31 protein-coding genes and 3 pseudogenes are annotated in these 26,090 nt (G+C 67.8%); 18 read left to right on the plus strand and 16 right to left on the minus strand.

The window, feature by feature from the left end:
* Positions 1-64 precede the first annotated feature (64 nt).
* From NGR01S_RS09955 to NGR01S_RS09965, 3 genes are all read left to right on the plus strand, one after another.
* Positions 65-1,432, plus strand: coding sequence for a hypothetical protein (locus NGR01S_RS09955; protein ID WP_063035903.1), 1,368 nt, complete (start codon positions 65-67; stop codon positions 1,430-1,432).
* Positions 1,433-1,523: 91 nt separating this feature from the next.
* A complete protein-coding gene (locus NGR01S_RS09960; protein ID WP_063035904.1) occupies positions 1,524-2,018 on the plus strand; it encodes a DnaJ family domain-containing protein in 495 nt (164 codons plus the stop codon).
* A 45-nt stretch (positions 2,019-2,063) separates the two neighbouring features.
* Positions 2,064-2,492, plus strand: coding sequence for a nuclear transport factor 2 family protein (locus tag NGR01S_RS09965; RefSeq protein WP_063035905.1), 429 nt, complete (start codon positions 2,064-2,066; stop codon positions 2,490-2,492).
* A gap of 10 nt (positions 2,493-2,502) precedes the next feature.
* Here the strand turns inward: NGR01S_RS09965 and NGR01S_RS09970 are convergent, their stop codons facing one another.
* From NGR01S_RS09970 to NGR01S_RS10005, 8 genes and pseudogenes are all read right to left on the minus strand, one after another.
* Positions 2,503-3,258, minus strand: a complete 756-nt coding sequence (locus NGR01S_RS09970) for a metallophosphoesterase family protein (protein WP_063035906.1) — start codon at positions 3,256-3,258, stop codon at positions 2,503-2,505.
* Between the two features lie 23 nt (positions 3,259-3,281).
* On the minus strand, positions 3,282-3,560 hold the full coding sequence (locus NGR01S_RS33145; protein WP_063035907.1) for a BON domain-containing protein: 279 nt from the start codon (positions 3,558-3,560) through the stop codon (positions 3,282-3,284).
* Positions 3,561-4,145, minus strand: a complete 585-nt coding sequence (locus NGR01S_RS09980) for a nucleotidyltransferase family protein (RefSeq protein WP_063035908.1) — start codon at positions 4,143-4,145, stop codon at positions 3,561-3,563.
* A gap of 32 nt (positions 4,146-4,177) precedes the next feature.
* On the minus strand, positions 4,178-4,411 hold the full coding sequence (locus NGR01S_RS09985; RefSeq protein WP_063035909.1) for a DUF6480 family protein: 234 nt from the start codon (positions 4,409-4,411) through the stop codon (positions 4,178-4,180).
* A 5-nt stretch (positions 4,412-4,416) separates the two neighbouring features.
* The gene (locus tag NGR01S_RS09990; RefSeq protein WP_307718769.1) at positions 4,417-4,779 is read right to left on the minus strand and encodes a CDGSH iron-sulfur domain-containing protein; all 363 of its coding nucleotides are present in this window, start codon (positions 4,777-4,779) and stop codon (positions 4,417-4,419) included.
* Positions 4,760-5,410 carry a HemK2/MTQ2 family protein methyltransferase gene (locus tag NGR01S_RS09995; RefSeq protein WP_084480732.1) on the minus strand — a complete coding sequence of 217 codons (651 nt, stop codon included), beginning with the start codon at positions 5,408-5,410 and terminating at the stop codon, positions 4,760-4,762. Before NGR01S_RS09995 ends, NGR01S_RS09990 begins: the two co-directional genes overlap by 20 nt.
* A 5-nt stretch (positions 5,411-5,415) precedes the next feature.
* Positions 5,416-6,426 carry an iron-containing redox enzyme family protein gene (locus NGR01S_RS10000; RefSeq protein ID WP_063036303.1) on the minus strand — a complete coding sequence of 337 codons (1,011 nt, stop codon included), beginning with the start codon at positions 6,424-6,426 and terminating at the stop codon, positions 5,416-5,418.
* A gap of 61 nt (positions 6,427-6,487) precedes the next feature.
* Positions 6,488-7,095 (minus strand): annotated as a pseudogene (locus tag NGR01S_RS10005) (flavodoxin family protein).
* A 318-nt stretch (positions 7,096-7,413) separates the two neighbouring features.
* Between NGR01S_RS10005 and NGR01S_RS10010 the strand changes: the two are divergent.
* From NGR01S_RS10010 to NGR01S_RS10025, 4 genes are all read left to right on the plus strand, one after another.
* Positions 7,414-7,821: an STAS domain-containing protein gene (locus NGR01S_RS10010; protein WP_063035910.1), complete on the plus strand. Its 408-nt coding sequence runs from the start codon at positions 7,414-7,416 to the stop codon at positions 7,819-7,821.
* Positions 7,822-7,910: 89 nt separating this feature from the next.
* A complete protein-coding gene (locus NGR01S_RS10015; RefSeq protein ID WP_063035911.1) occupies positions 7,911-8,582 on the plus strand; it encodes a PAS and ANTAR domain-containing protein in 672 nt (223 codons plus the stop codon).
* A 173-nt stretch (positions 8,583-8,755) separates the two neighbouring features.
* Positions 8,756-9,196, plus strand: a complete 441-nt coding sequence (locus NGR01S_RS10020) for an ATP-binding protein (protein WP_063035912.1) — start codon at positions 8,756-8,758, stop codon at positions 9,194-9,196.
* Positions 9,186-10,004: a SigB/SigF/SigG family RNA polymerase sigma factor gene (locus NGR01S_RS10025; protein ID WP_063035913.1), complete on the plus strand. Its 819-nt coding sequence runs from the start codon at positions 9,186-9,188 to the stop codon at positions 10,002-10,004. The genes NGR01S_RS10020 and NGR01S_RS10025 overlap by 11 nt, the downstream gene beginning before the upstream one ends.
* Before the next feature lie 33 nt (positions 10,005-10,037).
* On the opposite strand, the gene NGR01S_RS10030 is transcribed toward NGR01S_RS10025, so the two are convergent.
* Positions 10,038-10,577, minus strand: a complete 540-nt coding sequence (locus NGR01S_RS10030; RefSeq protein WP_063035914.1) for a mycothiol transferase — start codon at positions 10,575-10,577, stop codon at positions 10,038-10,040.
* Between the two features lie 175 nt (positions 10,578-10,752).
* On the opposite strand from NGR01S_RS10030, the gene NGR01S_RS10035 reads away from it, so the two are divergent.
* Positions 10,753-11,232, plus strand: coding sequence for a nuclear transport factor 2 family protein (locus NGR01S_RS10035; protein ID WP_063035915.1), 480 nt, complete (start codon positions 10,753-10,755; stop codon positions 11,230-11,232).
* A 6-nt stretch (positions 11,233-11,238) separates the two neighbouring features.
* On the opposite strand, the gene NGR01S_RS10040 is transcribed toward NGR01S_RS10035, so the two are convergent.
* The gene (locus tag NGR01S_RS10040; RefSeq protein ID WP_063035916.1) at positions 11,239-11,535 is read right to left on the minus strand and encodes an MDR/zinc-dependent alcohol dehydrogenase-like family protein; all 297 of its coding nucleotides are present in this window, start codon (positions 11,533-11,535) and stop codon (positions 11,239-11,241) included.
* Positions 11,536-11,542: 7 nt separating this feature from the next.
* On the opposite strand from NGR01S_RS10040, the pseudogene NGR01S_RS10045 reads away from it, so the two are divergent.
* The 4 genes and pseudogenes from NGR01S_RS10045 to NGR01S_RS10060 all read left to right on the plus strand — a co-directional run.
* Positions 11,543-11,776: pseudogene (locus NGR01S_RS10045) on the plus strand (alpha/beta hydrolase); the annotation flags it as partial.
* Between the two features lie 186 nt (positions 11,777-11,962).
* The gene (locus NGR01S_RS10050; RefSeq protein ID WP_063035918.1) at positions 11,963-12,187 is read left to right on the plus strand and encodes a hypothetical protein; all 225 of its coding nucleotides are present in this window, start codon (positions 11,963-11,965) and stop codon (positions 12,185-12,187) included.
* Entirely contained in the window at positions 12,184-13,482 is a 1,299-nt protein-coding gene (locus NGR01S_RS10055; RefSeq protein ID WP_063035919.1) for a hypothetical protein, read from the plus strand. Before NGR01S_RS10050 ends, NGR01S_RS10055 begins: the two co-directional genes overlap by 4 nt.
* Before the next feature lie 176 nt (positions 13,483-13,658).
* Positions 13,659-14,159, plus strand: a complete 501-nt coding sequence (locus tag NGR01S_RS10060; RefSeq protein WP_063035920.1) for a L,D-transpeptidase — start codon at positions 13,659-13,661, stop codon at positions 14,157-14,159.
* 237 nt (positions 14,160-14,396) lie between these two features.
* Here the strand turns inward: NGR01S_RS10060 and NGR01S_RS10065 are convergent, their stop codons facing one another.
* Both NGR01S_RS10065 and NGR01S_RS10070 read right to left on the minus strand, forming a co-directional pair.
* Positions 14,397-14,651, minus strand: coding sequence for a hypothetical protein (locus tag NGR01S_RS10065; RefSeq protein ID WP_084480618.1), 255 nt, complete (start codon positions 14,649-14,651; stop codon positions 14,397-14,399).
* 10 nt (positions 14,652-14,661) lie between these two features.
* Positions 14,662-16,392 (minus strand): sodium:solute symporter family protein, encoded by a 1,731-nt coding sequence (locus tag NGR01S_RS10070; protein ID WP_063035922.1) that lies wholly within the window; start codon positions 16,390-16,392, stop codon positions 14,662-14,664.
* 354 nt (positions 16,393-16,746) lie between these two features.
* On the opposite strand from NGR01S_RS10070, the gene NGR01S_RS10075 reads away from it, so the two are divergent.
* Both NGR01S_RS10075 and NGR01S_RS10080 read left to right on the plus strand, forming a co-directional pair.
* The gene (locus tag NGR01S_RS10075) at positions 16,747-19,074 is read left to right on the plus strand and encodes a hypothetical protein (RefSeq protein ID WP_218020753.1); all 2,328 of its coding nucleotides are present in this window, start codon (positions 16,747-16,749) and stop codon (positions 19,072-19,074) included.
* A gap of 163 nt (positions 19,075-19,237) precedes the next feature.
* A complete protein-coding gene (locus NGR01S_RS10080) occupies positions 19,238-19,993 on the plus strand; it encodes an SDR family oxidoreductase (protein WP_063035924.1) in 756 nt (251 codons plus the stop codon).
* Between the two features lie 12 nt (positions 19,994-20,005).
* Here NGR01S_RS10080 and NGR01S_RS10085 read toward each other — a convergent pair whose 3' ends face one another.
* A complete protein-coding gene (locus NGR01S_RS10085) occupies positions 20,006-20,458 on the minus strand; it encodes a MarR family winged helix-turn-helix transcriptional regulator (RefSeq protein ID WP_063035925.1) in 453 nt (150 codons plus the stop codon).
* Between the two features lie 9 nt (positions 20,459-20,467).
* Positions 20,468-21,103, minus strand: coding sequence for a type 1 glutamine amidotransferase family protein (locus NGR01S_RS10090; protein ID WP_174551689.1), 636 nt, complete (start codon positions 21,101-21,103; stop codon positions 20,468-20,470).
* Between the two features lie 181 nt (positions 21,104-21,284).
* Here NGR01S_RS10090 and NGR01S_RS32400 point away from each other — a divergent pair.
* Positions 21,285-21,654, plus strand: a pseudogene (locus NGR01S_RS32400) (cytochrome P450); the annotation flags it as partial.
* A gap of 114 nt (positions 21,655-21,768) precedes the next feature.
* Positions 21,769-22,893, plus strand: coding sequence for a cytochrome P450 (locus NGR01S_RS10095; protein ID WP_157107224.1), 1,125 nt, complete (start codon positions 21,769-21,771; stop codon positions 22,891-22,893).
* Positions 22,894-23,026: 133 nt separating this feature from the next.
* Here the strand turns inward: NGR01S_RS10095 and NGR01S_RS10100 are convergent, their stop codons facing one another.
* A complete protein-coding gene (locus tag NGR01S_RS10100) occupies positions 23,027-23,605 on the minus strand; it encodes a TetR/AcrR family transcriptional regulator (RefSeq protein WP_063035927.1) in 579 nt (192 codons plus the stop codon).
* Between the two features lie 88 nt (positions 23,606-23,693).
* Here NGR01S_RS10100 and NGR01S_RS10105 point away from each other — a divergent pair, with 88 nt between their 5' ends.
* Both NGR01S_RS10105 and NGR01S_RS10110 read left to right on the plus strand, forming a co-directional pair.
* Positions 23,694-24,530, plus strand: a complete 837-nt coding sequence (locus NGR01S_RS10105) for a class I SAM-dependent methyltransferase (RefSeq protein WP_157107225.1) — start codon at positions 23,694-23,696, stop codon at positions 24,528-24,530.
* Positions 24,531-24,596: 66 nt separating this feature from the next.
* Positions 24,597-24,800 carry a zinc-ribbon domain-containing protein gene (locus NGR01S_RS10110; protein WP_063035929.1) on the plus strand — a complete coding sequence of 68 codons (204 nt, stop codon included), beginning with the start codon at positions 24,597-24,599 and terminating at the stop codon, positions 24,798-24,800.
* 235 nt (positions 24,801-25,035) lie between these two features.
* On the opposite strand, the gene NGR01S_RS10120 is transcribed toward NGR01S_RS10110, so the two are convergent.
* Positions 25,036-25,992 (minus strand): endonuclease/exonuclease/phosphatase family protein, encoded by a 957-nt coding sequence (locus tag NGR01S_RS10120; protein WP_063035931.1) that lies wholly within the window; start codon positions 25,990-25,992, stop codon positions 25,036-25,038.
* Positions 25,993-26,090: the final 98 nt, after the last annotated feature.

Here is a 26,090-nt window from a genome sequence, read left to right on the forward strand (position 1 = left end):
GGCCGGTACCGTACCCGGGCGTGACTACTTGTCTGCCATCGAATCACCCGAGGCGGGAGCCGTAATGACTGTCGAACCGCCACTCGAGGACGATGTCACGCAACTGGCTCAGCGCGTCGAACATGCTCGAGGTCGGCTGGCCTACCAGTTCGACCCCGCCCTCACCGAGGCACTGTCGGAATCGGAGTTGCGCGCCGAACGTGATCTCGCCGAGCGCATCCGCGAACAGGAGCGGGGGCAGCGCTGGAAGGAGATCCAAGCGGTCGCCTCGGCCAACGATCGGGCCAGACAGACCACCGAGCAGATCGAGAAGGCGGATATGCGCGACCTCTTGCTCGCCCGTAAAGCCATCGCCGCTCAGCGCCGGGAGTCCAGTCCGCACGCCAAACTCGCATCGCTGTACCGGCATCGGTCCTGGTCGTTGCGTGCGCTGGCCGGTGTGGTCGGTGCGGGGATGCTCTGGTCGGCCGTCAATGTGCAGCAGAACATCGCTCCCACCGGTGCGTCCGATCCGCTGTTCTGGTTCAGCTATCTGCTGGAAGCGATGATCAGTGTCTGCCTGATCATCATCATGATCGGCACCAACAAGGTCGCGGAGTGGGGGGTGATCAACAACCGTAAACAGGTGGCCGCCGCCGAGATCGCGCTGCTCACCCTGACCGTCGGACTGAACACCTACCCCTATCTGAGACTCGGCGAATGGTACGACGCCGCCGTGCACGCGGTCGCCCCGGTGATGATCGGTGTCGCGCTGCTCATCCACGACGCGGCGAGCAGTCGCTACGGTATGGCGATTCTGCGGGCCACCGAACAAGTCCGCGTGTTGCCCGACCCGGCGGATCAGATCCGCAACAATCTGCCCCGGGTGAGCCTGCGGCTCGATCACGCGAAGCCGGCCACCGAAATTCCGGCCGTCGAATCCGAGGCCAAACCGGCCGCGCTGGAACCGGCCGGTATGAAGACATCGGGGTCCGTATCGAGCGGTCCGGCCTTCCGGTCGGACAGCAAGGGCGGTGATACGGGAAAACGCCGGTCGGGGGATCTGGCGGAGGTCACTTCCGGGTTGATCGGGCGGACCAGCTCGCTGCTCGATGAGATGGCGGCCAATTCGCCCCTGTTCGAAGGGGATTCGGCCACCACGAAAACCGCCGATACCACCGACAAACTTCCGGTGACCAAGCCCAAGAAGCTCTCGGGGTTGGGTAAGGGTTCCGCCGACAGCGCCCGGAACGGCTCCGGGGAGGGCAAGGGCAAGTTGTCCGGAGACAAGGAGACCGACGAGTTCCTCGACGTCGTGCGCTCCTCGGACGGCTACGACACCGGCCAGTTCCGGGTCGCCGATATTCTCGAACAGGAGCTCGCCGACCTCCAGGCGGAGCGCCGCCGGGCCCGTTCCGGCCGTGCCCGCAGCACCTCCACCAACGGGGCCTGAGCCTGCTGGTGACCCGCGCCTCGCACGGGTCACCAGCGGTGCCGCGGTCAGGGGACAGCGATACCGTGGTGGGAGACGGTGAGGAGGCACGATGACCGAGCGCAAACCCGTGGGTGTCGACTTCGAGTCCTGGGTCGATCGCAAGATCCGGGAAGCCACCGAACGCGGCGACTTCGAGAACCTCGCCGGCGCCGGTGAACCGCTACCGGGCGCCGGGAACCCCTACCACGACGAGAACGCGTGGTTACGTGACTATCTGCGTCGCGAAGGAGTGAGCGGCGACGCCATGCTGCCGCCTTCGCTGCTGCTGCGCCGTGATGTGGAGCGGTTACCGGAGGCGGTCCGCGACGCCGAGTCCGAACATGAGGTACGGGAGACGGTCGCCGAGCTCAACGGGCGCATCGTCGACTGGTTGCGGATGCCCACCGGTCCGCAGGTGCCGGTCGCGCCGGTCGACGCGGACGCGGTCGTCCGGGACTGGCGGGAGCGGGCCACCCGGGTGGCCGCGGCCCGGCGCCCGGCTATCGCCCGCCCCGGCCCCGCGCCCGGCGTGCCCTGGTGGCGCCGGATCTTTCGTGGCCGCTGAGACCGAACCCGCCCGGACACCGCGGCGGTGCGGTTGTATGGAGGGATGGATCCAGCGACCCTCGCCGATCGGCTCGAGATCACCGATCTGCTCACCCACTACGCCACCGCCGTCGACAGCAAGGACTGGGCGCTGTACCGGACGGTATTCACCGCCGACGCGCAGATCGACTACAGCACGGCCGGCGGTCCGGTCGGCGATGTCGACACCGTGGTGGCCCGGCTGGCCGAACAGCTGAACCTGTTCGCCCGCACCCAGCATTTCATCTCCAATATCGCGGCGGACCTCGACGGCCATACCGCGAAGGTGCGGGCGATGTTCTTCAACCCGATGATCGTGTCCCCGGGTAAACAGTTCACCTGTGGCGGCTGGTACAACCACGACCTGATCCGGACTCCCGACGGCTGGCGCAGCACCCGGCTGCTGGAGGAGGCCGCCTGGTTCGACGGTATCGAGGCCGCGTTCGCCCAGTAGGCGGCCACGGTCAGCCGGTCAACGCGCTCTCGCTGTGCTCGCGCACATGCGTCTGTCGTGGATGCAGCTCGTACACCGCGAAGGCCGAGTGGATGACCGGCTGGGCGACATTGCGGACGCGGATACCGCCGGGTGTGGTGCCGCGTTCGCATCCGGCGTGCGCGTGCCCGTGCAGCGCCAGATCCGCCCGGTGGGTGTCGATGGGCTCACCGAGAAGATAGGAACCCAGAAACGGGTAGATCTCCCGCGGTTCCCCGTGCAGGGTGTCGCTGACGGGGGAGTAGTGGGTGAGGACCACCGTGATATCGGTGTCCAGCTCGGCCAGCGCGGTATCGAGCCGGGTGGCCAACTCCACGGTGTGCCCGGCGAACTCGCGCATCAGGTGTTCGCCGAACACGCTGGCGCATTTTCCGGCGAAACCGCCGCCGAAGCCCTTCGTCCCCGCGACACCCAGGGTGCGGTCACCGATCGTGAGCGTGGTGGCCTCACCCTCGAGGACCGTGATCCCGGCCACGGCCAGCATCTCGGTGATCTCGTCGGAGAGATCGCTGTGATGGTCGTGATTGCCCAGGACCGCGATAACCGGGACGCCGACATCGGCGAATTCCGTGGCCACCACCTCGGCTTCGGACAGGGTCCCGTGATTGGTCAGATCACCGGCCAGCAGCAGTACATCGGCGTGTTCCGGTAGATCGCGTAGCGCGGGACGCAGCATGCCCCGCGAATCGGTCCCCAGATGGACATCCCCCACAGCGGCGATCCGCATCGGTGCACTCCTTCCGCCCGGTGTCAGTCACCGAGGTTCTCGCATTCGCCCGGGCCGGGCGTTGCGGTCACGTGTACGTCGTTGTGGATCTGTGCGTCCGGGGCGATCTCGTGTACCACGTCCTCGAGCCGGCGTCGTCGCTCCGCGGTACCCACTTCCCCGTCGAGTACCACCACGTCGCCCCGGATCCGCACCCGCACGCCCTGTTCGGCGCAGCGCGGGTCCTCGGTCAAAGCCCGGTGTAGTTCGGCGGCCAGGTACTCCGGTGGCCGGCCCGGCGGACGGTTCTGGGTTTCCGACATCTATCCGGCCTTTCCTGAGGTTCGATCATCGGCCCGGGTATCGGCGATGCCGAGATCGTCGATCAACCCGAGGAACGCCCGCGCGTAGGGCGAATGTTCGGTCTGGACGCGCACCGACGGCCAGTCCACCTGTTCGCGAAGATCGCGGGAGATACGGAGGAGCGGGCTCAGGTCCAGCCGGTGCGCGTCGAAGACCAGCAGTTTGTCGACCAGCAGGTCGGTGCCGTGTACCACCGGCGCCATCGTCGGACCGACCCGCATGAGCTCCGCCCGGGCCAGCAGGGCATCGTCGACTTCGCGGTTGTTGGGCCGGTGGATGACATCGATGAGGGTGTCGCCGTCATAGGCCTTGGTGAGCCAATCCTCGGCCGCGTCGGCGATTCGCAGTCCCGCCCGGGCCAGTTCGCTGCGCGCCCGGCCGCAGTCGGCGGGTTTGACGAAGAGGTCGACGTCGTGATCCGAGGGTGGTCCGCCCCGGGCATAGACCGCGCAACCGCCCGCCACGGCGAAGGGGACGTCGTGGTGCGTCAGCGCATTCGCGGCTCGCGTCAGCGCATGCAGCAATTGCTGATGGGTCGGAGCCATACCGGGCGGCTACCCGGAAAAGGCGCCGCCAATCAGCTCACGACCGTGATCACCAGGGCCACCGCCACCACCACGAACGCCGCTACCAGGGCGATCGTCAGCACCACCGCCAGGACTCCGGTCGGGGGGAAGTGATGCCGCGTGGCCGGCTCCGCCGCGGACAACCCGGATGTCTGCGGGGTATCGGGCGGTGTGGAACCCGGCGGTACTCCGCCGCCCGGTTCCAGATCGGGGGTTTCGGCGGGGTCGGGGTCCATGGACGACATACCTTCTACCTCCCTTCTCGATCATTTCCGGAGCGCCTGGCCCGGCGGCGATGGCTGGTATCGCACAGCGGGTAGCTACCGGAACGTTTGCAGGTACACAGCGCGACCAGGAAACGGTCGGCGAGGATGCGGTCACCGTCCGGGGTAACCACCTCCAGCGGGCCCTCCACCAGCGCCGGACCCTCCGCGGTGAACGTGATTCGGCGCACCGGGTCCGCCGCATCCGGTGGGGTGGGGGCCGGGTGGGGCCGGGGATGGGGAGCGTCGTCCACCATCGCCCCGTCGTTCGCCGCGGCGGGGTCGGCGGGGCGGATCGCGGCGAGCAACTCGTCGGGACCGGCCGGTGTATCAGCGGGTTCGGTCGGCACGGATCACCACCAGTTCCTCGTGCTCTTGTTCGGGCTGGATCAGCCCGCGTTCGCGCAGCCACTCCTGCCGGCCGCGCATCACCGGCCCGAACGGGATGACGGTGCGGGCCACCACGTTCGCCTTCAGCCCGCCCGCACGCAAACGGGTGAGGGTCGCGGCGATACCCGAGACAGCGGAGTGCACGATCAGGGCGGTACCGCCGATGGCGAGCACCCGCGGCATCATCTCGCACAAGGGGTCCAGCAGATGGCGGCCGTGCCAGCCGGCGTCCCAGGCGCGCGCGGGGCCGTCCTCCGGCGGGCGGGTTTCGCTGGGTACATACGGCGGGTTGGCGACCACCACGTCGAATGTGCGGCCCTCGACCACCCGGGTGACGTCTCCGCACAGCAACTCCAGCCGCACTCCGTAGAGCCGGCTGTTGAACCAGGCCGAGGCCAGCGCGGCCCGCGACAGGTCCACCGCGGTGACCGTCGCCGCCCCCGACCGTGCGGCGTGGATCGCCAGCGCACCGGTTCCGGTGCACGCGTCCAGTACTTGCGCGTCGCGCGGTAGGGCAGCGTCGGTCATCGCCCGGGCGAGTAGCCGGGTATCCGGCTGAGGACGATAGACGCCGGGCACACGGACCAACACCGGACTCACCGTTCCGTCGTCCGCAGCGAGCTCTCGCCCACGCGCCAGCGGTCGAGCATCTGGTCCGCGCACCGGTCCTCGAGGAGGTCGGTCGCCTGGATGCCGAAAACCACCGATTCGGCCAGTCCGGGTTCACGGGAGAGCAGGTCGTCGAGTACCTCCCGGCGCACCACCTGTTCGTGGACGGCGTCGGCGGTCACGTGCTCGCTGTAGAACCGGACGCAGTCCGGGTGTGCGGAGAACCGCTGTAGCGCCTCGACCATCAGTTTCGAAGCCGGTGAGGAGGTGATCTCCACCGCCGCGAAGTGGCCCACGACCGCCCCTCGCAGTGAACGGCGCAGGCCGAACAGCGACATCATGTCGACCAGGGCGAGCGTGGAGGCGGGGACGACGTCCACATAGTGCAGATAGCCGTCGGACAGGCCCGCGCCGCGCAGCAGGTCGGCGTAGAGCCGGGCGTGGATGCGGTCCCCGTGCCCGCCGCCGAACTCGTCGAACTCGATCGCCACCAACCCGGCCTTCGCCCGGCCGCGCAGGCGGGGAATCACCCAGGCCACCGGATCGGCCTCCTTGTGGTGGTATATCGAGCGCTGGACGAAATACTCGCGTATCTGCCACCAGGAACCGTCGTCGCGCAGCCGGCCCGGGACACCGCCGGCTACCGGCACGGTGAGCAATCGCTCCAGTTCCGCGGTGACATCGGTACCTCCGGGTACCTCGGCGCGCAGGGTGGCGAGGAACCGCCGCTCGAGCTCCGTGCGTATCCGCAGCAGCCCCGGATCCCACTCCCAGTCGGCATCCACGCCACGGAAACCCTGATAGTGCAGCTCATAGCAGGTGTGCAGGGTCAGCTGGAAATCGTCACCGTAGGGGTCGAGGTCGTCGGGGACCTCGGGTACCGGCCGGCCGGGCGCGTCCCGCAGCAGGGTCAGCACGGCCTCCGACAGCGGGCCGCGGGCCACGGGGAGCGGCGGCGCGGTGACGGCGGTCTCGCGCGGGGTGAGTGTTTCGACCATGATCCGCCTTTCGGAGGCATCGAACTTCGGATCCGGGGAGGACAGCGGGACGCGCCGCACGTCACCCGGCCGGATAGGGCGCTCCGCGCAGGGCTCGGGCGAGGTGCGCCGCATTGCGGGCGGCGGTCGCGTTGGTGGAGGCGACCGCGCTGGGGACCTCGTCCAGATCCAGATAGTCGACGCCGCTCATGGCTTCGCCGTTCCAGTAGGTCCCGCCCTGGGCGGGCAGGCTGTAGCCGATATCGTTCAGGCCCTGGAACAGGTCGGCGGTGATCTTGTGGGCGCCGTCCTCGTTTCCGACCACCGCAGTCAGGGCGACCTTGCCGAACATGGCGGGTCGTCCGGCGTCGTCGGTTTCCGACATTCGGCGTCGAGTCTTTCCAGTACGCGCTGCGCCACCGACGACATATGGCCGACCCAGGTCGGGGTCGCGAAGAGCAGGATATCCGCGCCGGTGACGCGGGCCCGGACCGCCGGCCATTCGTCGCCGTCGCCCTCGTCGGCGCTGACGCCCGGGCGGATATCGTGATCGACGACCCGGATCACCTCGCCCGTCACATCGTGTTCCGCGAGTTCGTCGAGCACCTGCCGGGCCAGCAGATCGCTACTGGATCCGGCCGGTGAGCTCTTCAGCGAGCACACCAGCGCCACCGCGGTCAGAGAAGCCATTCCGGAACCTCCGCCCCTGTTCGGTCGACCGGTCCGACCCGGCCCTGTGCCTGTGCGCAATAGCCGATGGCACGGGGGATAAACATCTCTATCCAGCCGCACGGTGGTGTGTACGACAGGATATTCCGGGGTCGGCGGCGGTGTACACCGTCGGCCGACCGTGCCAGAATGGTCGGCAGGTTGAAAACATGCAGCCGATCCCGGTACCGCGTATCCCTCGGTGCTCGGGTTCGATGAGCGGGACCGGCTCCCGTTCCGATATCCGCCCGTAGCGCGTACGCCAACCGGAAATCCCCACCAGCAAGGGATGGGATTGATATGTCGGTTACCACCGCCCGGTACCAGGTCGATCAGCAACGGAAGCGCGACCCACGACCGGTGACCACCGGCCGTATGTGGTCGCGACGTAGTACCGAACACCCCGAATGTGTGATCGCCCGTGTCGAAGGCGAGTTGGATGCCGTAATGCACGACGAACTGCGCGATCTGCTCGAGCGGTGCCGCGCCGGCCTGTGCCACGCCGTGGTGCTCGACCTGCGTGCCACCACGTTCATGAGCATTCGCGCCGCCGTCCTCCTCACCGAAGCCAAGGCCGCCGCGTGGCGGGCCGGGGTGGAACTTCGGGTGGTCAGCGGCCGTAAGGAAGTGGAGCGGGCGCTCGAGGTCGCGGGTGTCCGGCCTCAGTTCCGGTATTTTCCGAGCCTGAGCAGCGCGCTCGCGAGCTGACCCGCGTTCGTCCAGGAGAACACCGCCCCGGCTGCGCGCGCAGCCGGGGCGGTGTCGCTTTCCGCGCGGGAGCAGTCGATACTCGAGGCGTGTCGCTAGAAGACGGCGTTGTCGCCGAGGAACTACTGGACTCGATCGGAAGCGTCTCGCAGTGTGCGGGCGCCTTCCGCTTCTGGTTCGCCGACCAACGCTGGGAATGGTCGGAAGCCGTCGCCGAGATGCACGGTTACCCGGCCGCGCCGCTGACGCCCAGCACCGAGCTGCTGCTCGGCCACATGCACCCCGATGATCGCGCCCAGGTGGCGAACGCCCTGGCGAAATCGGTGGCCGAAGAGACACCGTTCTGCAGCAGGCATCGCATAGTCGACCGCGCCGGCCGAGACAAGCAGGTGATCGTGGTGGCCGATGTGATGACCGATGAGCAGGGCACCGTCATCGGTTCCACGGGCTATTACATCGACCTCACCGAGACGCTCGCCGAAGAGCGGGAGGAGGCTCTGCACGACACACTGCCGGGTCTCTACGCGGCACGAGCGGTGATCGAGCAGGCCAAGGGCGCGTTGATGGTCGTGTACGGGATCAGTGCCGACCAGGCGTTCCGGGTGCTGATCTGGCGTTCCCAGGAGACCAACACCAAACTCCGGGCGCTGGCCGCGCAGTTGGTCGCCGAACTGCCCACGGTCGATCACGCCGCGCCCGCACTGCGCACCGAATTCGATCATCTGCTGCTGACCGTCCACGAACGGATCGACCACACGTGAACTGGGCGGGGTTTCGGCGATTCCGGCCGGGGTATGTGCGCATGTGACAATCAGGCCGACATCCGAGATAAAGATGAACCGCGGCGTCACCGACGGTCACGGGCACCGACGGGGCCCGGCGGGCGCCCCCCGCCCGCCGAGGTGCGGGCGGTAGGAACGAGGTGGTGATGCGCATGGGGGAGAGTGTCTCCGATTCCGTGTATACGACATCGGCGGATACGACGGTGGGCGTACGGATTCCGGCCCGGCACGAGCAGCTGGTGATGCTGCGCGCGCTGGCCGAGACCGTATCGCTGATTGCCGATTTCGGTCTGGACGAGGTGACCGATATCCGGCTCGCCCTCGACGAGGTGGCTACGTCGTTGATTGCGGCGGCTGTTCCCGATTCGAGTCTGACCTGCGATTTCGATTACGACGAGCATCGCATGACAGTGCGCGTAACCTCGATCTCGGAGGTCGACTCGCTCCGCGATCAGGAGGGATTCGGCTGGCATATCGTGCGGACGCTGACCCGCTCGGTCAGTGTGGAACAGCATCCCTACGACGTGGCGAGTGGTGGTTACCCGACCGATGTCGAGTTCAGCTGGTTCCGAGGAGGCGCCGATGGCGCGTGAAGGAGCACGGGCGGATCCCGGGCCTTCACGCCGCCATCGCGGCCACGACACTTACGACAATATCGAGCCGTTGTTCGGCAAAGCGGCCGCTCTCGCGGAGGGTGACCCCGCCCGCGCCGACCTGCGCGCGGAGATCATGCGGCGGTGTCTTCCGCTGGCCGAGCATATCGCCAGGAAGTTCTCCGGACGCGGCGAGAACTACGACGATCTGCTCCAGGTGGCTCGGCTGGGCCTGGTGAACGCGGTGGACCGCTTCGATGTCTCGCGTGGTTCGTCGTTCCTGTCCTTCGCCGTCCCGACCATCATGGGTGAGGTTCGCCGACATTTCCGCGACAACACCTGGTCGGTCCGGGTGCCGCGCCGGGTGAAGGAACTACAGCTCAACCTGGGCCCCACCATCGAGATCCTCTCGCAGCGGCTGGGGCGGGTGCCGCGGGCCAAGGAGATCGCCGCCGAACTCGAGATCGATGTGGTGGAGGTGACCCAGGCCCTCATCGCCGGTAATGCCTACCAGGCGTCCTCGCTGGACGCGCCCGCCACCGGGGAGGACAGCGACAGTTCGGCATTACCGTTGGTGGAATCGCTGGGCGCCGACGAGCCGTCCTACGGCTGGCTGGAGGATTACCTGGCCATCGAACCCCTGCTCGACGAGTTGTCCGAGCGGGAACGCCAGGTGCTGCGTATGCGGTTCTTCGAGTCCTGCACCCAGTCGCAGATCGCGGAGGAGCTGGGGGTCTCGCAGATGCATATCTCGCGGATACTCTCGCGCACTCTCGGCTGGCTCCGCGAGCAGGCGCTGCGCGACTGACCGGCACCGCCGGCCCGGCGGCCGGAGCCGGGATCAGCCGGTCGCCGCCGGATCCGTCCGGTCGGCGGGAGCGCGGGAAAGGATGCCGCGGACGAAGGCGGCCTGGCCCGCGTGCTGGAGGTCGTCGGCGATCACGCTGACCAGGCGTACACCCATGGTGACCGGCGGATCCCAGTTCGTGTCCACGACCGCGTCCAGGTCCCGGTCGTCCAGCGCGGCCACGAACCGGGCCGTCCGCGCGTGTACGGCGTCGTGGTATCCGGTGAGCAGTTCGGGCGGAGCGCTGATCAGGGCTACCTCGGCGGGGGTGTCACCGTAACCGGTGGCGTCCCGGTCGATCGGTAGGTCGAAGCGCTCGAACCAGCCGCGGCCCGTCCACAGTGATTCGGCGCCCTGTAGTTCCGCCAGATGCTCGTCCTGTACCCGAGTGAGGTGCCAGACCAGCCACGCGATGGAATTGGCCGCCGGATCGAGACGGTGGGTCAGGGCCTGCTCGTCGAGTCCGTCCACCGCTTCGTGGACCGCGCCGCGGATTCGATCGAAGGCTTCGGTCAGTAGATCGGCACTGTTCATCGCTGTCTCCGTCGCTGCTGGATAGCGTGGCAACGCCGACGCGACGGGCCGGGTGCCGCGAGCTGTCGTCCGGTATCGGCGCATTACCACGATCCGGGCCGCGCAAACGGGGGCGGCGCGACGAGAAATAGAACATGTTCTTGCTGCGTTCGGGTCGCCGTGCCATGGTGGCTCCATGGATCTGCAGGCACTCGAACTTCTCCGTGGCCTCAAGTACCGGTACTTCCGCACTCTGGATCTGAAACAGTGGGACGATTTCGCCGCCACGCTGGATCCGGAGATCGAAGCCCGCTACGGCACCCACGCCATGGGTAAGGAACTCACCCTCGACGGGCGCGACGCGGTGGTCGGTTTCATGCGCGAGAACATGGGCCCCGGCATCGTCACCACCCATGTGGCCAATCATCCGGAGATCACCGTGGACGGTGACACCGCGACCGGTAGCTGGCTGTTCGAGGACACGGTACTGGCCACGGATTTCGGGGTACTGATCCGCGGCGCCGGGTATTACACCGACCGCTACCGACGCGGCGCCGACGGGGTCTGGCGTATTCACGCCACCTCCTACGTCCGGATCTACGAATCCTCGCAATCGCTGGCCGATACCCCCAGCCATACGCTGCTCAGCAATATGTGGGCGACCGACTCGAAGTGAGCCCGCTCAGGGCACCGGAACCGCGCGACCGCGGATCCTGCCCTGTTCGAGCAGTTCGTAGGCGCGCCCTCCTTCCAGCGGGAACCGCTGGGGGCGCGCGGCGATCAGGCCTTCGCGGGCCGGCGCGATACTGTCGATGAGATCGCGTTTGGTGCCGCCGTAGAATTTGCGCACCGTCGCGCCCCAGGGCAGCCCGGGGCCGCCCGCGGGACCCGCGGTGATACCGGGATCGCCTTCGCTCGGCCCGATCATCCGGTAGGCCCCGTCGGGTCCGACCGATTCGACCGAGAGTCGGGCGGCCACCGGGCCGAACCTGCCCGTCCTCGTGCAGATCGCCGATTTCGATCGCGGCGCCCCACCGCACGCCACGGCGCGGGCGGCGTTCGCGGCACGGGTCGAGGTGCGCCACTATCCCTGCGACCACTTCGGAACCCGGCCGGGCAACCCGTTCTTCGACTCCGCCGTGGCCTACCAGCTGCTGTTCCTGCGTCGGCATCTGGCGGCGGCACGGAACGGGGACACTACCCCGGCCGTGAGCCGCTGATACCGGACCCGGCCTGCGGTAGCGTCTGCGGCACCCCGACGGTGTCCCACAGCACAAATCGCAGGCAGGTAACACCAGTTGTGAATGCCCTTACGTTCACGACGATTCGGCATATCGTCGGGCGGGTAATTCCCGGTGTCGGCGGTTGTCGCGGCCGCCGGCCCCTGATCGATACACAGGAGCAGAATGAGTGCCAAAACCGAACTCGTCCGCGAACTGAACGGACCCACTGCCGCGTCGGAAATGCTCTCCGACTCCGAGATCGAGGATCTGCTCGGATTGTTCCGCAGTGCCCAGCAACAGGAGAAGGACCTGCTCATCGAAGCTGTCAACGGAATGATCCGGTTCTTCCCCCCGCCGTTCCGGACGATCACCCGCCGGATCATGTTCGGGGACAAACTCGAAGGATGAGCGATCTGGTCACCCGCGCGCAGATGATCCTGCTCGCGCGCACGCTACACGTGCCTGTCGAACGTATCGCCTACCTCGAACGTCTGGGCGCCGAACACCTGCACGAACTCGAACAGCGGATGTCGGGCCGGATCTTCGAGTACCACGGCGAGATGTTCAAACGGATCGGGCGCCTGATCCCGATTATTCCCCTTACGGTGTCCCTGCCCCTGGTCCAGCGGATCGTGCCGCCCATGATGACCGGCCGAGCGGCCGGAGCGGTCGGCGTCGAGTACCCCGATGCGGCCGCCGAGACGCTCACCATGCTCAAAACCGAGTACGCCGCGGACTGTACACCGTATGTGGATCCCAAGGCGCTCGGCGAACTGGGCGACATCATGGCTTCCGAGCCGTTGGTCGCCATCGTGAACGAGGTCCTGCGCCGCAAAGACCACATCACCGTCGGGCCGTTTCTCGAGTACGCCAAACCGAAATTCGTCGAGGCGGTCGAGTACGGGACGCTGGATGACGAGGGCATCATCTTCTCCGCCGCCTACGCGTACTCCGCGCCCGCCATCAGCAACATACTGCGCCAGTTGCTGAACGGCCGGTCGAATCGGATTCCGCGAATGATGGAGACGGTGCTGGCCGGTTCGCCGGAACTGAAGGAGGCGGCGATCTCGGTGATGTCGCGGGCGTCCCGGGACGTGGTATCCGAGATCGGGGATATCCTGCTCGCGATCGCCGGTCCGGAAGCGCTGAGCAAACTCGCCGCCCACGTCATCCAGAAGGGCGCCGCGCCGGAACTGATGACCTTCATCTCGAAGCTCGGTCACCCGGCCCTGCAGCGGATGGCGATGAACCCGATCTTCGCCAATACCGCCGCGCTCACCGCGATCGTCGAATCCCTGGTGATCGCGTTCTATCCCGGGCCGTGGCGGGGTCTGCTGCTGCTGGCCGAACGTACCCATCCCGATGTGCAGCGCTTTATCGTCGGCCTGCTGGTGCGGATGCCGGTGGAGCGGATCGCCGAACTGCCGGAGATCGCGAACGCCGACGACCTGTGGCCGGAACTGCTCCGGCTGGTGGCTCTCGCCGATCATCCCTCGCAACGCCGGATCGGCGCGATCTGGGCGGGGTTGCCGGCGGAGCGGCGGGCCGGGCTGCACCGGCGGATCGCCGAGCTCCGGCTGGACGCGCGATTGGCCGGAATCGTCGAGCAGGTGCCCAACATATCGGTGGAGGAGGTGTTCTATCAGCGTCGGCGCCGTGGGCGGCGCCGCGGCTCGACCCCCGATAGCTGGAGTGTCGCCTGATCGCCTGCAGTTTGCCGAACAGCCGCCGGGTCGGGTCTCGATTCGATGCAGCTACGGTGTCGATCGCCCACAGCCCGGCATATTCGGTTACCTTCGTGTAGGTCTCTGATTTCGCTCGGAATTTGCTATCCCTCGCCGGATGCGGCGGCAAATCGACGAAAAGAGGTCGGCACGAGATGAGCAACGGACAGTTCCTCCATCGGATATGCCGTACGGCCGTACTCGCCGGTATCACGGCGGCCGTGCTGGCGCCCACAACGCCCGCGCTGGCCGAACCACTCTGGCCGAACGGACCGGACGTCCCCGGCGCACCGGCCGTCATCCCGACCCAGGCGCCCTGCTCGACGGCGGCCCGGGCCTGCCTGCGGCTGTCCAGCAACGAGGTCTGGTTGATGGACGACGGCAAGGTCGTCTACGGGCCGACGCCGATGTCGCACGGCATGGAGGGCTTCGAGACCCCGCCCGGCGTCTTCCGCGTCGCGTTCAAAGAGCTGTACCACTGGAGCACCATGCACAACGCCCCGATGCATTACGCGGTCTTCTTCAACGGCGATATCGCGTTCCACATCGGGCCGGTAGAACACAAATCGCACGGGTGCATCCGGCTGACCGAACCCGGCGCCGTCGCGGTCTACCACTACCTGAACCCGGGTGATGTGGTCGAGGTCGTGCCCTGATCTCCGGCCGAGCCGGTCCGGGCCGCGGCGCCCGGACCGGCGACCCGGTCCCCGGGGCGCGCGTCCGGTTTCGTACGCTTGCCCCATGTGGATCATCGTGGCTGTCGCCGTCATCAGTTGCCTGCTCATCGCGATCGGCTTCGCGCTGGGTCTGCCGGACTGAGCTCCGCCGATCCGCGGAAGAGCCCGCCCGCTTCGCCGCGGACGGGCGCTTTGTATCGTCCGGTGTTCGGCCGATCAGTCGGCGCCGGTCGTAGTGCTGTCCGCCGTCGATTCACGATCGGGCCGGTCGACCGCCACCGGGCGCAGTAGCGCCCACGTCACGAAGGCCACGGCGACCACCAGCAGAGCCAGGCCGGCCCAGAGGTTCACATTGATCCCTCCGGTCTTCGCCTCCTCGTCGACGGTGTCGTGCACGAGTCCGGTGATCGCCAGGATGATGCCGTAGAGGCCGAGCAGGCTGCCCACAATGGTGCGGATATCGAAGAGCACGATGGTTGTCCTATCCGGTGACGATATTGAGGACGATCACGAGCACCAGCGCGATACCCGCCAGCAGGACCGGGCGCTGATACCAGGGCAGGGTGGCGGCCTCGGGGTCTGTGCGCAGTTCGCGCGGTGTCTCCGAGTAGACCAGCCCGACCAGCTCGGCGGCCGGTTTCGGTGCGGTCACCAGCGTCACGGCCACGCTGACCAGGATATCCACCACGAAGGCGGCGCCGGCGGCGACGAAGCTCACGCCCTGGCCCGAGAGCGAGAACACCCCCGTCTGGTTCAGGACGAAGATGGTCACCGCCACCGCGGTACCCGCCACCAGGCCGGTCCAACCGGCCGTGGGAGTCATCCGTTTCCAGAACATGCCCAGGATGAAGGTGGCGAACAGGGGTGCGTTGAAGAAACTGAACAGCGTTTGCAGGTAGTCCATGATGTTGCTGAACCCGCCCGCGATGAAGGCGGTGAAGACGGCGGCGATGGTGGCGCCCACCGTGGCCAGCCGGCCCACCCGCAGGTAGTAGCCGTCGGATTTGTCCTTGACCACGTACTGCTGCCACAGGTCGATACTGAACACCGTGTTGAAGGCCGAGACATTGGCCGCCATCCCGGCCATGAAGGCGGCCAGCAGGCCGGCCAGGCCCACCCCGAGTAAACCGTTGGGCAGCACTTCCTTCATGAGGTAGAGCAGCGCCTGGTTGTAGGTGACGTCGCTTTCCACGTCCGGGTTCGCGGTGACCGCCGCTTTGTACTGGGCCATCTGCGGGACCAGTACCGCGCTGATCATGCCGGGAATGATCACGATCAGCGGAATGAGGATCTTCGGGTAGGCGCCGATGATCGGGGTGCGGCGCGCGGCGGCGATGGAATGGGTGGCCAGGGCGCGCTGCACCTCGACGAAGTTGGTGGTCCAGTACCCGAACGAGAGCACGAAGCCGAGGCCGAACACGATGCCGAGGATGGACAGGAAATCATTGGCGAAGCCCGACAACGCGTTACCCGGCCAGGAGTCCAGCTGTGCGGGGCCGCCGGGGGAGGCAGCCACTTTGTCCTGCAATCCGTCCCAGCCGCCTACCCGGTGCAGACCGATGAGGGTCAGCGGGAGCAGCGCGGCCACTATGACGAAGAACTGCAGCACCTCGTTGTAGATCGCCGCCGACAACCCACCCAGGGTGATGTAGGAGAGCACGATGATCGCCGCCGCGATCACCGCCACCCATAGTGGCCAGCCCAGCAGGACATTGAGAATGGTGCCGAGCAGATAGAGGTTGACCCCCGCGATGAGGACCTGGGCCAGCGCGAAACTGAGCGCGTTCACCAGATGCGCGCCGGTACCGAAGCGGCGGCGCATGAACTCCGGCACGCTGCGCACCTTGGAGCCGTAGTAGAACGGCATCATCACCACACCCAGGAAGAGCATGGCCGGGACCGCACCGATCCAGAAGTAGTGGAAGGCGGGGAAACCGTATTCGGCGCCGTTGGCCGACATGCCCATGATCTCGACCGCGCCGAGGTTGGCCGAGATGAACGCGAGCCCGGTGACCCAGGCCGGTAGGGACCGTCCGGAGAGGAAGAAGTCCATACTCGACGACACCCGTTGCCGGGCCAGTAGCCCGATACCGAGGACGAAGACGAAATAGAGGATGACTATCGCGTAGTCGACGGGCTGGGCATCGAGCCGCAGTACCTCGCCTTCCGCGACCAGTGAAACGACCTCGTGGGATAGCTCGTGCTGCGACATGCGACGTTCTCCTCGAAGCGGTCCCGGACAACCGCGTGCAGCTCGCGTCACCGCTTCTACCGATGGCTGGCCGCACTACCAGACCGGCTCTGGTGTATAAAACGTACCGCGCTGGTCGGCCGTCCGGGTGCTGTCCGGCGGAATCGGGCGTGTCCGGTGTGAGGAGAGTCCCGGTGGCCGGTCTCCGCCCGACTGCGAGCGCAGTGATGCGGGCGCAGCCCCTCGTGCGCCGTCCTGTGTGTTGCTACCATGGACGACGGCGCATCCAATCGCACTGTGCGCCAGGGAGATTCGAGTGTCCCTGGCGCCCCTGTGGTGTGCGCGGGTTTCGTGGTCACCGAAGTAGGGGTCGCCGTGATTGTACGCGTGCAGAGCACCGAATTGTCGGGTGTTCAACGTTTCGTCCGGCGACTCGTCTCCGATTGGGGCCCCGGCGCCGGCCGGACGGGCGGTGTGGCACTGCTCGGTTCGCCGCAACAGCGTTCGCGCCGCCGGTCCGCGCCGGACACCGACCTGCTGATCTGGACGCCGTACACCTGCACGCTGGTGGTACTGGCCGATTTCGGTTCGGTCCAGCACGGTGTGCTCACCACCGGACCCACCGGGCGCTGGCAACTCGGTGACGGCGCCGCGGATCTGCGCACCGGGAAGTCCACGCCGAATCCGGTGCTGCGCGGGCGCAAAGTGCGCAGCGAACTGACCGCGCTCTTCCGGCGGCACGGTCTCTCCGAACATATCGATGTACTCGTGGTATTGATCCCCAAGACCGGTTCGCGGATCACATGGACACCGCCGCCGCCGGAGGACGGTATCGAGACCGTCCTGGTCCGGATCGGTCGATCCGAGGGATTGACCGAGTATTTCGAGCGATCGGCTACGGGCCCGATGCGCTGGCGCGGCGAGGACATCGAGCGGGCCTTCGAGATCCTGGGAGCGACAAGATATCTGCCCGATCCGGACGCACTCGGCCAGGAGGGGTTCGCTGTCGCGCCCGGCAGCACTGCCGGTACTCGTGCCGCTTCGGGCGGGTCAGCGGAGCCGGTGGCCTCGACTGAACCGGGCCCTGTCGCAGCGCTATCCACGACGTCCGGCCTACCCCGGGAAGGACACGTCACCGAAGAATTCGTGGCTGCGCCACCCGGTGCTTCCGTGGAACAGGATGACCCCTCCGGCCCGCCGCTCCGGTTTTCGAGCGCCCTACCCGCACCGATGGCCGCTCCGGACGCGCATCCTGAGCGCGGTGAGATCACCCGTGGAATCGATACGGGCCCGGCCGATTCCGGCGAGCTGCGGAGCGGAGACGAGCGCCCGGTGGCGAGCGATGCGGCGAACTCGGCCGGTATGCGGGACATGGTTACCTCGGCTCGTGATCGGACCGGCTCGGATCAACGGTTGCCCGGTCCGGATGCCGGGGTGGAGGACGGCGCCGGGCGCCCGGCCGCGCGGGAATCCGGTGTCGGGGAAAGGGTTACCGGCGATGAGCGCGACGATGGTGTTTCCGCTGGTATGGCGGTGGAAACACTGCCGCGGCGGGGGGGCTCGGAACGAGAGGCCGGCCCGGAGCCGGTGGCGCGGACCGGCTCGCCGGCGGCATCGGTCGAGCCCGGCGCTCCGATGGCACCCACGGCCGTGCGCGATGATCCGGCCGCTGCCCTGGTCGAGCACGGTGGTCCAGCGGCGGCAACAGCGGGGCACGGCAGTGCGGCGCCGACAACGGCCGGGTACGGGAGTGCGGCCGAGTCCGGCGTACGGGCAGTGCCGGATCCGGCGGTGTCGCGCGAATTCGCCGGCTCGCAAGGGGACGACGAGCCGGCCGGCCCCGCCCGTATCGGGTCCCGTTCACCCGGGCACGGCGGCCGGGACTTCCCCGGGGCGGCGCCTGCTTCCGAGTCCGATGGTGGCCACCGGATCGGTGACCGCGTCCCGGCGCCGGCGCGGCGGGGTCTCGCCGGGCTCCGGGCGATTCCGGCGCGAGCGCGCCGGGCCGCGTCCGGTCCGCGCCCGGCGGCCCGGCCACCCCGGGAGCCCTGGGAGAGTCGCGCCCACGGCGGACCCGTGCGCCGCGGGAAGGATCTGCGGTATCCAGCGGTACTGGGGTTGGCCGGGGTGGCGCTCGCGGCCGTGACGGCGACAGTTTTCGCGGCGTCCGGCTTCGCCCGATTCGATGTCACCGAATACGGTGACCTGTGCGCGGGCGGTGAGGGGAATCCCGCCGCCGCACCGTATTCGGCGGCCGGGCCCAGTCCGGTGTATCTCGGCGAGGAACTGGCCGAGTACACCGCGTTCGGGCCCTCGGCGGTATGGCGGCCGATCGATTCCGGTGCGGTGCAGCTGGTCGCGTGCGTGGGACAGGAACGCCGCGGGGAACTCGTGCACACCTGCCAGTACCCGCCCGCACCCGGACAGCCGGTGGGCCGCACCCTCAACCTCTTCACGGCGGTCTATCGCCTCACCGTGTACGAGGCCCGCACCGGGAGCCGGCTGGCCGCGATGGAGATCACCGGCGACGCGTTCGGTACGGATCCCGCTGCCGCGGTGCCGGATCCGTGTCGCGCGGCCACCGGCGCGCCCGAGGACGGACTTCCGGGACGCCGATACAGCCGGCCCTCGCACCAGCAGATCGAACAGGCCCTCACCCCGTTCGTGGCACCGGCGTCGCAGCGGGTCCGGGCCGCTCGCTGAGTCGGTACCGGCGACCGTGCCGAGTCCGGTCGCCTGGTGCGGCGCGTCGCCTGTCCGCGCCGGAACCGACGGTGGGCGTCCGCGCAGCCGTTAGGCTCGGGGCACCGCCGATCAACGCCGCACCCGGCACCGGTGCCGGCCCGAACGCAGGAGACGCAGCACAGTGGGCAAAGGTTCGATCCTCATCACCGGTGCGAGTTCGGGTCTGGGCGCCGAGATGGCGCGGCAGTTCGCCGCCGTCGGCTACGACCTGGCCCTGTGCGCCCGGCGCACGGAGCGGCTCGGCGAGCTGGCCCGGGAGATCGAGGCGGCGCATCCCGGGACCCGGGTGCGGGTCGCCGAACTGGATGTCACCGATTTCGACGCGGTGCCCGAGGTTTTCGACGGTTTCGCCGCCGACCTAGGCCGGATAGACCGGGTGATCGTCAATGCCGGTCTCGGCAAAGGGGTGCCGTTCGGGAAGGGGGGCGAACGCCCCAACCGGCAGACCGTGCAGACCAATTTCCTCGGCGCCATGGCTCAGCTGGAGGCGGCCATGAAGATCTTCCGCGCGCAGGGCGGCGGTCATCTCGTGGTGATCTCATCGATCTCCGCGGTCCGCGGTATGCCCAAGACGATGACCGCCTACGCCGCGAGCAAGGCCGGGGTGGCCGCGCTGGCCGAGGGCATCGCCGCGGAACGGGTCCCGGGGGTGGATGTCTCGATCATCTATCCCGGCTATATCGCTTCGGAGATGAACGACAAGGCCGCGCATCCGCCCACCTTCCTGGTCGATACCCGCACCGGGGTCCGCTCCATGGTGTCGGCGATCGAGAAGCGTCGGTTCAAGGCCTACTGCCCGGCGTGGCCGTGGGTACCGCTGGCCTACGCGATGAAGGTGCTGCCGCTGTCCATCGTGCGCCGGCTGGCCGGTATCTGAGCGGTACCCGGCTCATTCGGGCGGTTCGAGCACTGTCACGGCCGTGGAGAGGTCGGTGAGCGCGGCCACTATCTCGGTCAGGCGCTCGATACCGAGTTCGGCCGTGAGCCGGGCAGCGAACTCGGCGTGCCGCGGCGTGATCCGGGTCACCGCGGCGTGACCCGCGTCGGTCATCGCGACCAGTTTCGCGCGGCGGTGCGCCGGATTCGGCCGGTATTCCGCGAGACCGCGTTCCACCAGCAGGTCGGCGATCCGTTGGACCCCCTGCCGGGTGACACCCATTGCCCGGGCGATGCCGGCCACCGGGAGCGGTTCGTGCAGTACGGCGCCCAGCACCTGCCACCAGGCGGCGGTGAGACCGGCAGGCCCGGCCAGGTCCTCGGCGATCGCGAGGAACTGGCCGTTGAGCCGAAACGAGGTGAGGGCGGCCGTACTGAACAGCTGCTGCTCGGAATTCTGCACGATGCCCGGACCTCAGACCGCTGCCTGCCGCGCCTCGTACTCGGCCAGGGCCGCGTAACCCGCCGGATCTCCCGCGCCGAACAGGCGGTACCAGCCGTCGAGTACCTCGGGTTCGTAGATCTCCAGGGCGGCCAGCACTTCGCGCGCGAACTCGAAGGGCGCGGTGGAATTCGCCGTGATCACCCCGCGATCGGTGACCGCCGGTTCGTCGACGTAGTGGTCGCCACCCGCGTACCCGCTGGCGGCCAGGAATGCGGCGACATTACTGGTGTGCCGGCGTTCGTCGAGCAGACCCGCCCGCGCGAGGCCGAAGGTCGCGCCACAGATCGCGGCGACCGGGACGCCGGCCGCGGCGAATTCGCGGGCCTTCCGGGTGAAGGCGTCGAGCTCACCGCGTTCCCAGCCGGTGGCGCCCGGCAGGATGAGCATGGCGCTGTCGGCCGGGGCGAGTTCGGCCAGGGCGATATCGGGCACGATGCGCATACCACCCATGGTGGTGACGGGCTCGGTGCTCATGCCGACGGTACGGGTGCGGTAGGCGCCGGGTTCGCGGTGCCAGGCGTCGTTGTTGATATGCGCGGTCGCCGCGCCCACCTCCCAGTCGGCGAGGGTGTCGAAGACGGCCACGTGCACGAATTTCGGGATCATGACAATATCCTGTCAATACGACATCATGCTGTCAATGTGGATCAGAAGCGTGGTGTCCCGCCCACCGCCCCGTCGCGTTCGAGAGCGGCCACCTCCGCCGTGCTGTATCCGAGTTCGGCCAGTACCGCGTGGTTGTCCTGACCGAGTAGCGGGGCGTGGGCGCGGTGGTAGCGGCCGGGACGAGGAGCTGCTGCGCTATCTCAGCATCATCCAGAACGGTCAGCGCCGAGCCGCGCTCGACGATACCGAGATCGGCGCTCAGACGATCCCGGGGCCGGTGAGGGCCTGATCATCGACCTCGCCCCGGCCAACTGGAATCTTGCCCAGTTCCCCGAGCCCGACAAGCTCGACTTGACCCGCCCGGCCCGCTCGCACGTCGGCTTCGGTTTCGGCCCGCACCAGTGCGTCGGCCAGCAGCCGGCCCAGGGGGATTACAGATCGTCTTCGAAACCCTGCTGCGGCGGATTCCCGCCATGCGCCTGGCGATTGCGGCCGAGGATGCCGAGTTCGAACACGACAAGCTCGCCTTCGGCGTAAACCGCTACCTGTGACGTGATGACCACGCCGCACAACTCCCGGAGAGGAAACGACCTGTGACGACCAGTCTGCCCGGCAACATCTACTACGACCCCTACGATGTCGAGCTGAACGCCGACCCGTATCCCATGTTCAAACGGCTCCGCGACGAGCGACCGCTCTACTACAACGAAACCCACGATTTCTACGCACTGAGCCGGTTCGCCGACGTCAATGCCGCCCTGATGGACCAGGAAACCTTCAGTTCGGCGCGTGGCGCGATCATCGAACTCGTCCAGACGAATATCGAGATCCCGCCGGGTGTGCTGCTCTTCGAGGATCCACCCGTCCACACCATGCACCGCAAACTGCTGTCGCGCATGTTCATCCCGCGCAAGATCTCCGCGCTGGAAGAAAAGGTGCGCGGGTTCTGCCGGCGCAGCCTCGACCCGTTCGTCGGCACCGGCCGTATCGATTTCATCGCCGACCTGGGCGCGCAGATGCCCATGCGGACCATCGGCATGCTGCTCGGCATTCCCGAAGAGGAACAGGAGGCGGTCCGGGATCGTGCCAACGACCTGACACGCACCGAAGAGGGCAAGCCGATGCAGTTCTCGGCGGAGAGCCTGGCCGGTGAATTTCTTGGGAAGTACGTCGACTGGCGGGCCGACAACCCCTCCGATGACATCATCTCCGAACTGCTCGATGTCGAATTCGAAGACGAGACCGGCACCCTGCGCCACCTGACCCGCGCCGAGGTGCTCGCCTACATCAATTTCGTATCCGTGGCCGGTAACGAGACCACCAGCCGGCTGATCGGCTGGGCGGGCAAGGTCCTCTCCGAACACCCCGACCAGCGCCGCGAACTCGTCGAGAACCCGTCTCTCATTCCCGCCGCCATCGAGGAACTGCTGCGCTTCGAACCCCCCGCGCCGCACGTGGCCCGCTATGTGACCCGGGATATCGAATTCCACGGCACGACGGTGCCCGCGGGCAGCGCCATGATGATGCTCATCGGCGCCGCCAACCGCGACCACCGCCAATTCGCGCCTGACGGCGATGTCTTCGATATCCACCGGGAGGCCAAACCGCACCTGGCCTTTGGCGTGGGCACTCACTTCTGCATGGGTTCGGCGCTGGCGCGATTGGAAGGCCGGATCGCACTGGAGGAGATCCTGAAACGCTTCCCGGAGTGGGAGGCCGACGCGTCCGACGCCAAACTCTCATCGACCTCCACAGTGCGCGGCTGGGAGAGTATGCCGGCCACGTTCTGAGGGGAGCCGACGGCAGGGGCGGCGTAATAGGGGGAGTATTCCGCCCGGCTGTCGACTCGTCATCGGTTGCCCGGCCGTTCGACCTCCAGCGCTTCCTCTTTCTCGGACACCGCCCGTTTCGGGCTCGGTGGTCTCAGAGGGTCATTACGTGTCGTTCCAGCACGGTGAGAATCGTCGCGCGGTCGACGGACCCGTGCGGCGTGACCGCGTCCAGCGACAAACCGGAGATCAGCGCGGCAAGATGCGCGGCGGCCGAAGCCGGGTCGGCGGTGCCGGTCGCGGCCACCGCGTCGGTGAGTACCTGTCGCAGATCCGCGGCCATCTGCCGCACCACCGGCCCGAACGCCGGGTCGAGCCGGGATGCGGCGATGATCTCCAGCAGGACGACGGCTTCCCGGTGGCGTTCCTCGTCCAGCGGTACCAGTTCCGCGAGCACGGCGAGCAGGTGCCCGCGGGCCGCCCCGCGGTCCCCGTTCCCGGGTGCGGGGTGACGGGTGAGGCGTTGCCCCATCCGGTTGCCGACCTCGGCCGCCACTGCCACGACCAGCGATTCGTGGTCGGCGAAGTAGTGCCGCACCGACCCCACGTTCAGGTCGGCCTCCACCGCGACCTTCCGGAAGGTCGCGGCGGCGATACCGCCGCGCACGATCAGGCGCAGCGCGGCGTCGACGATATGGCGGCGGCGCGCCTCGGCATCTACTCGGACCGGCACCGGTCCAGTCTAGAAAATCGGTTCAGGTTTGTATCACGGGTGTGATAAAAAGGTCGCCCGTGCTACCGACCTGTAGAAAGGACCGATGATGGACGAGGCCGCGGCGATTGCCGCCAACCGGGCGAACTGGGACGACCGGGCCGAGGTCCACCGGCGTTCGCGCATGTACGACGTGGATGCCTTCGTAGCCGATGCCGAACGGATCTCTCCGGTGGTGCGCAATGATCTGGCGGTGCTGGCCGCGCATCTGCCGGAATCCGGAGTACGGGATCGGTCCCTGTTGCATCTGCAGTGTCATATCGGCATCGACACACTCTCCTGGTCCCGCCTGGGCGCGGTCGAAGTGCACGGGCTCGATTTCTCGCCCAACTCGCTGAGGCACGCCGCGCGGATCGCGCAGGCCGCCGGTCGCGGGATCACCTTCGTGGAAGGCGACGCACGATTCGCCTCGGCCGTGCTGGACCGCCGGTTCGACCTCGTAGTCACCAGTGCCGGAACCATTGTATGGCTACCCGAACTGGATGACTGGGCGCGGTCGATCCACGACCTCCTCGAACCCGGCGGGCTATTCCTGATCCGCGACGACCATCCGATCCTCGGATCCATGGAATTCGAGCCCTGGCAGATCACCGACGATTATCTGGGCGGCGGCGGTCACCGCATCTACATCGAATCCGGTAGCTATACCGAGGACTCGTCCGGGCAGATCGCGCACGACACCGTGTCCGAGTGGCGGCACGGCCTGGGCGAGGTGGTCGGCGCGCTGCTCCGAGCGGGGCTGCGGATCGCCGCGGTGGAGGAACTGCCCGCCATGGACTGGCCTGCCTTCCCCGGCCTGGTGTTGTGCCCGCAGGGGTGGACGCTGCCGCCGGAAGCGCCGCGGATCCCACTGAACTTCGCCGTCGTGGCCACGCGACCGGACTGACCGTGCCGCCCCGCCCGCTCGGCCGGTTCGATGGGGCGGGTCCCGTCTCCCCTCTACGCTGGGTTGATGTTCTTCATCTTCGGTTTCGGCACCAAGCGGCGGAACCTCGGCCCCGGCGGAACCCGGACCTGCCCACGCTGCCACAACACGACGCAATGGCTGCGGGTACAAGAGTTCAAACAGCTCACGGTGTTCTTCGTCCCGGTCGCACGCTGGAAGCGCCGCTCACTCGAGGTGTGCGGAATCTGCGGCACCGCGATCGAAGCCTGAGCCGAGGCGCCGGCCTCGTTCTCCGGCGCCACGAGGTTCACCGAACCCTGTCCGACGGTCGACAGCTCGGCCGAGGAACATATCCGGGATCGGGTTCGTGCCGCCGCCGTATTCCGACCAGGCCGGTCCGGCCGGATTCGATGAGGGCGGTGGCGTCGAAATAGCAGTTGCCGGTGTTGTATCGCGCCTTACGGGACAGGATTTCCGCGGCGGCGTCACCCATGATCCGCGCCCGTCAGGAGGCACCCGGCAGACGGACCCGCGCGGCCAGGGCGCGATGGTCCGCGCCGGGTAGTCCGACGGTTTCCACCGCGACCGCGCGAGCGTCCGCGAGAACGATGTGGTCGATACCGACCACCGGCGGCCACCATTTGTCGGTCGGGTAGGTGACGAGATGTCCGGCGCCCGCTTGTTCGGCCGCGTCATGGAAACGCCCCGATATCAGCGCGCGGAATTGCGAATGGTCGTGGGTCGCGTTGAAGTCGCCGCCGGCGATCACCGGCCGGCCGACCGACGATCGGCCGAGAATATCGCGCAGCCGGGACAATTCGTCGGCCCATACCTGCGTGCCGTAGACCGGTGGCACCGGATGGAACGCGTACACCGTGACCGGCCCGACGCCGGGGATATTCGCCGTCGCCGCGAGCTGGTTCAGGACGAAGCCGTCGTATTCGACGGTCTCCGACAGCGGGTAGGCGCTCCAGATCCCCGTGCCGGCCGCGGTCCGGCCGGGGGAGAGGTACCGGTACGGCAACACCTCGTCGAGGCCGGCCCGGCCGAGATCCGCGACCGCCGCCGGTGTGAGTTCGTTGACGGTGAGCACACCGACCTTCCGGTCCCGCACCTCCTGGATAAGGGCCCGGGGGTCGGCTCCGTCGAACAGGAGATTGGCCTGCATCACTGTCAGTTCGGGGCCGTCGGCGGTACCCGGGTGGCCGAAATACAGCGGACCCTGGGTCCATGCCGCGGCGGCGGCAACGAGGGCCGCCACTGCCACGCCGTGCCACTGCCGCACGGCCACCCACACCGCCAGGGCGACCGGTGCGGAAGCCATCAGGTACGGCGCAATGGAAGCGCCCAGGACCAGCGGTTGCGCCGACGAGCGGCTGAAGTGCAATCCGACCCCGACCGAACCTGCCAGCGTCGCGGCCCAGGCGAGAGCCTGGATACCGGCGCGGACCGACTTCGACATCACAGGTGACAGACAATCACACCTGTCCGCACGGCCGACAGTTCCGAGTTGGGGTCGGGCTTCGCTTCCGACAGTTCACCGACGCAGATCACACCTTT

This window comes from Nocardia grenadensis NBRC 108939 (assembly GCF_001613445.1).
Classification (GTDB): Bacteria; Actinomycetota; Actinomycetes; order Mycobacteriales; family Mycobacteriaceae; genus Nocardia; species Nocardia grenadensis.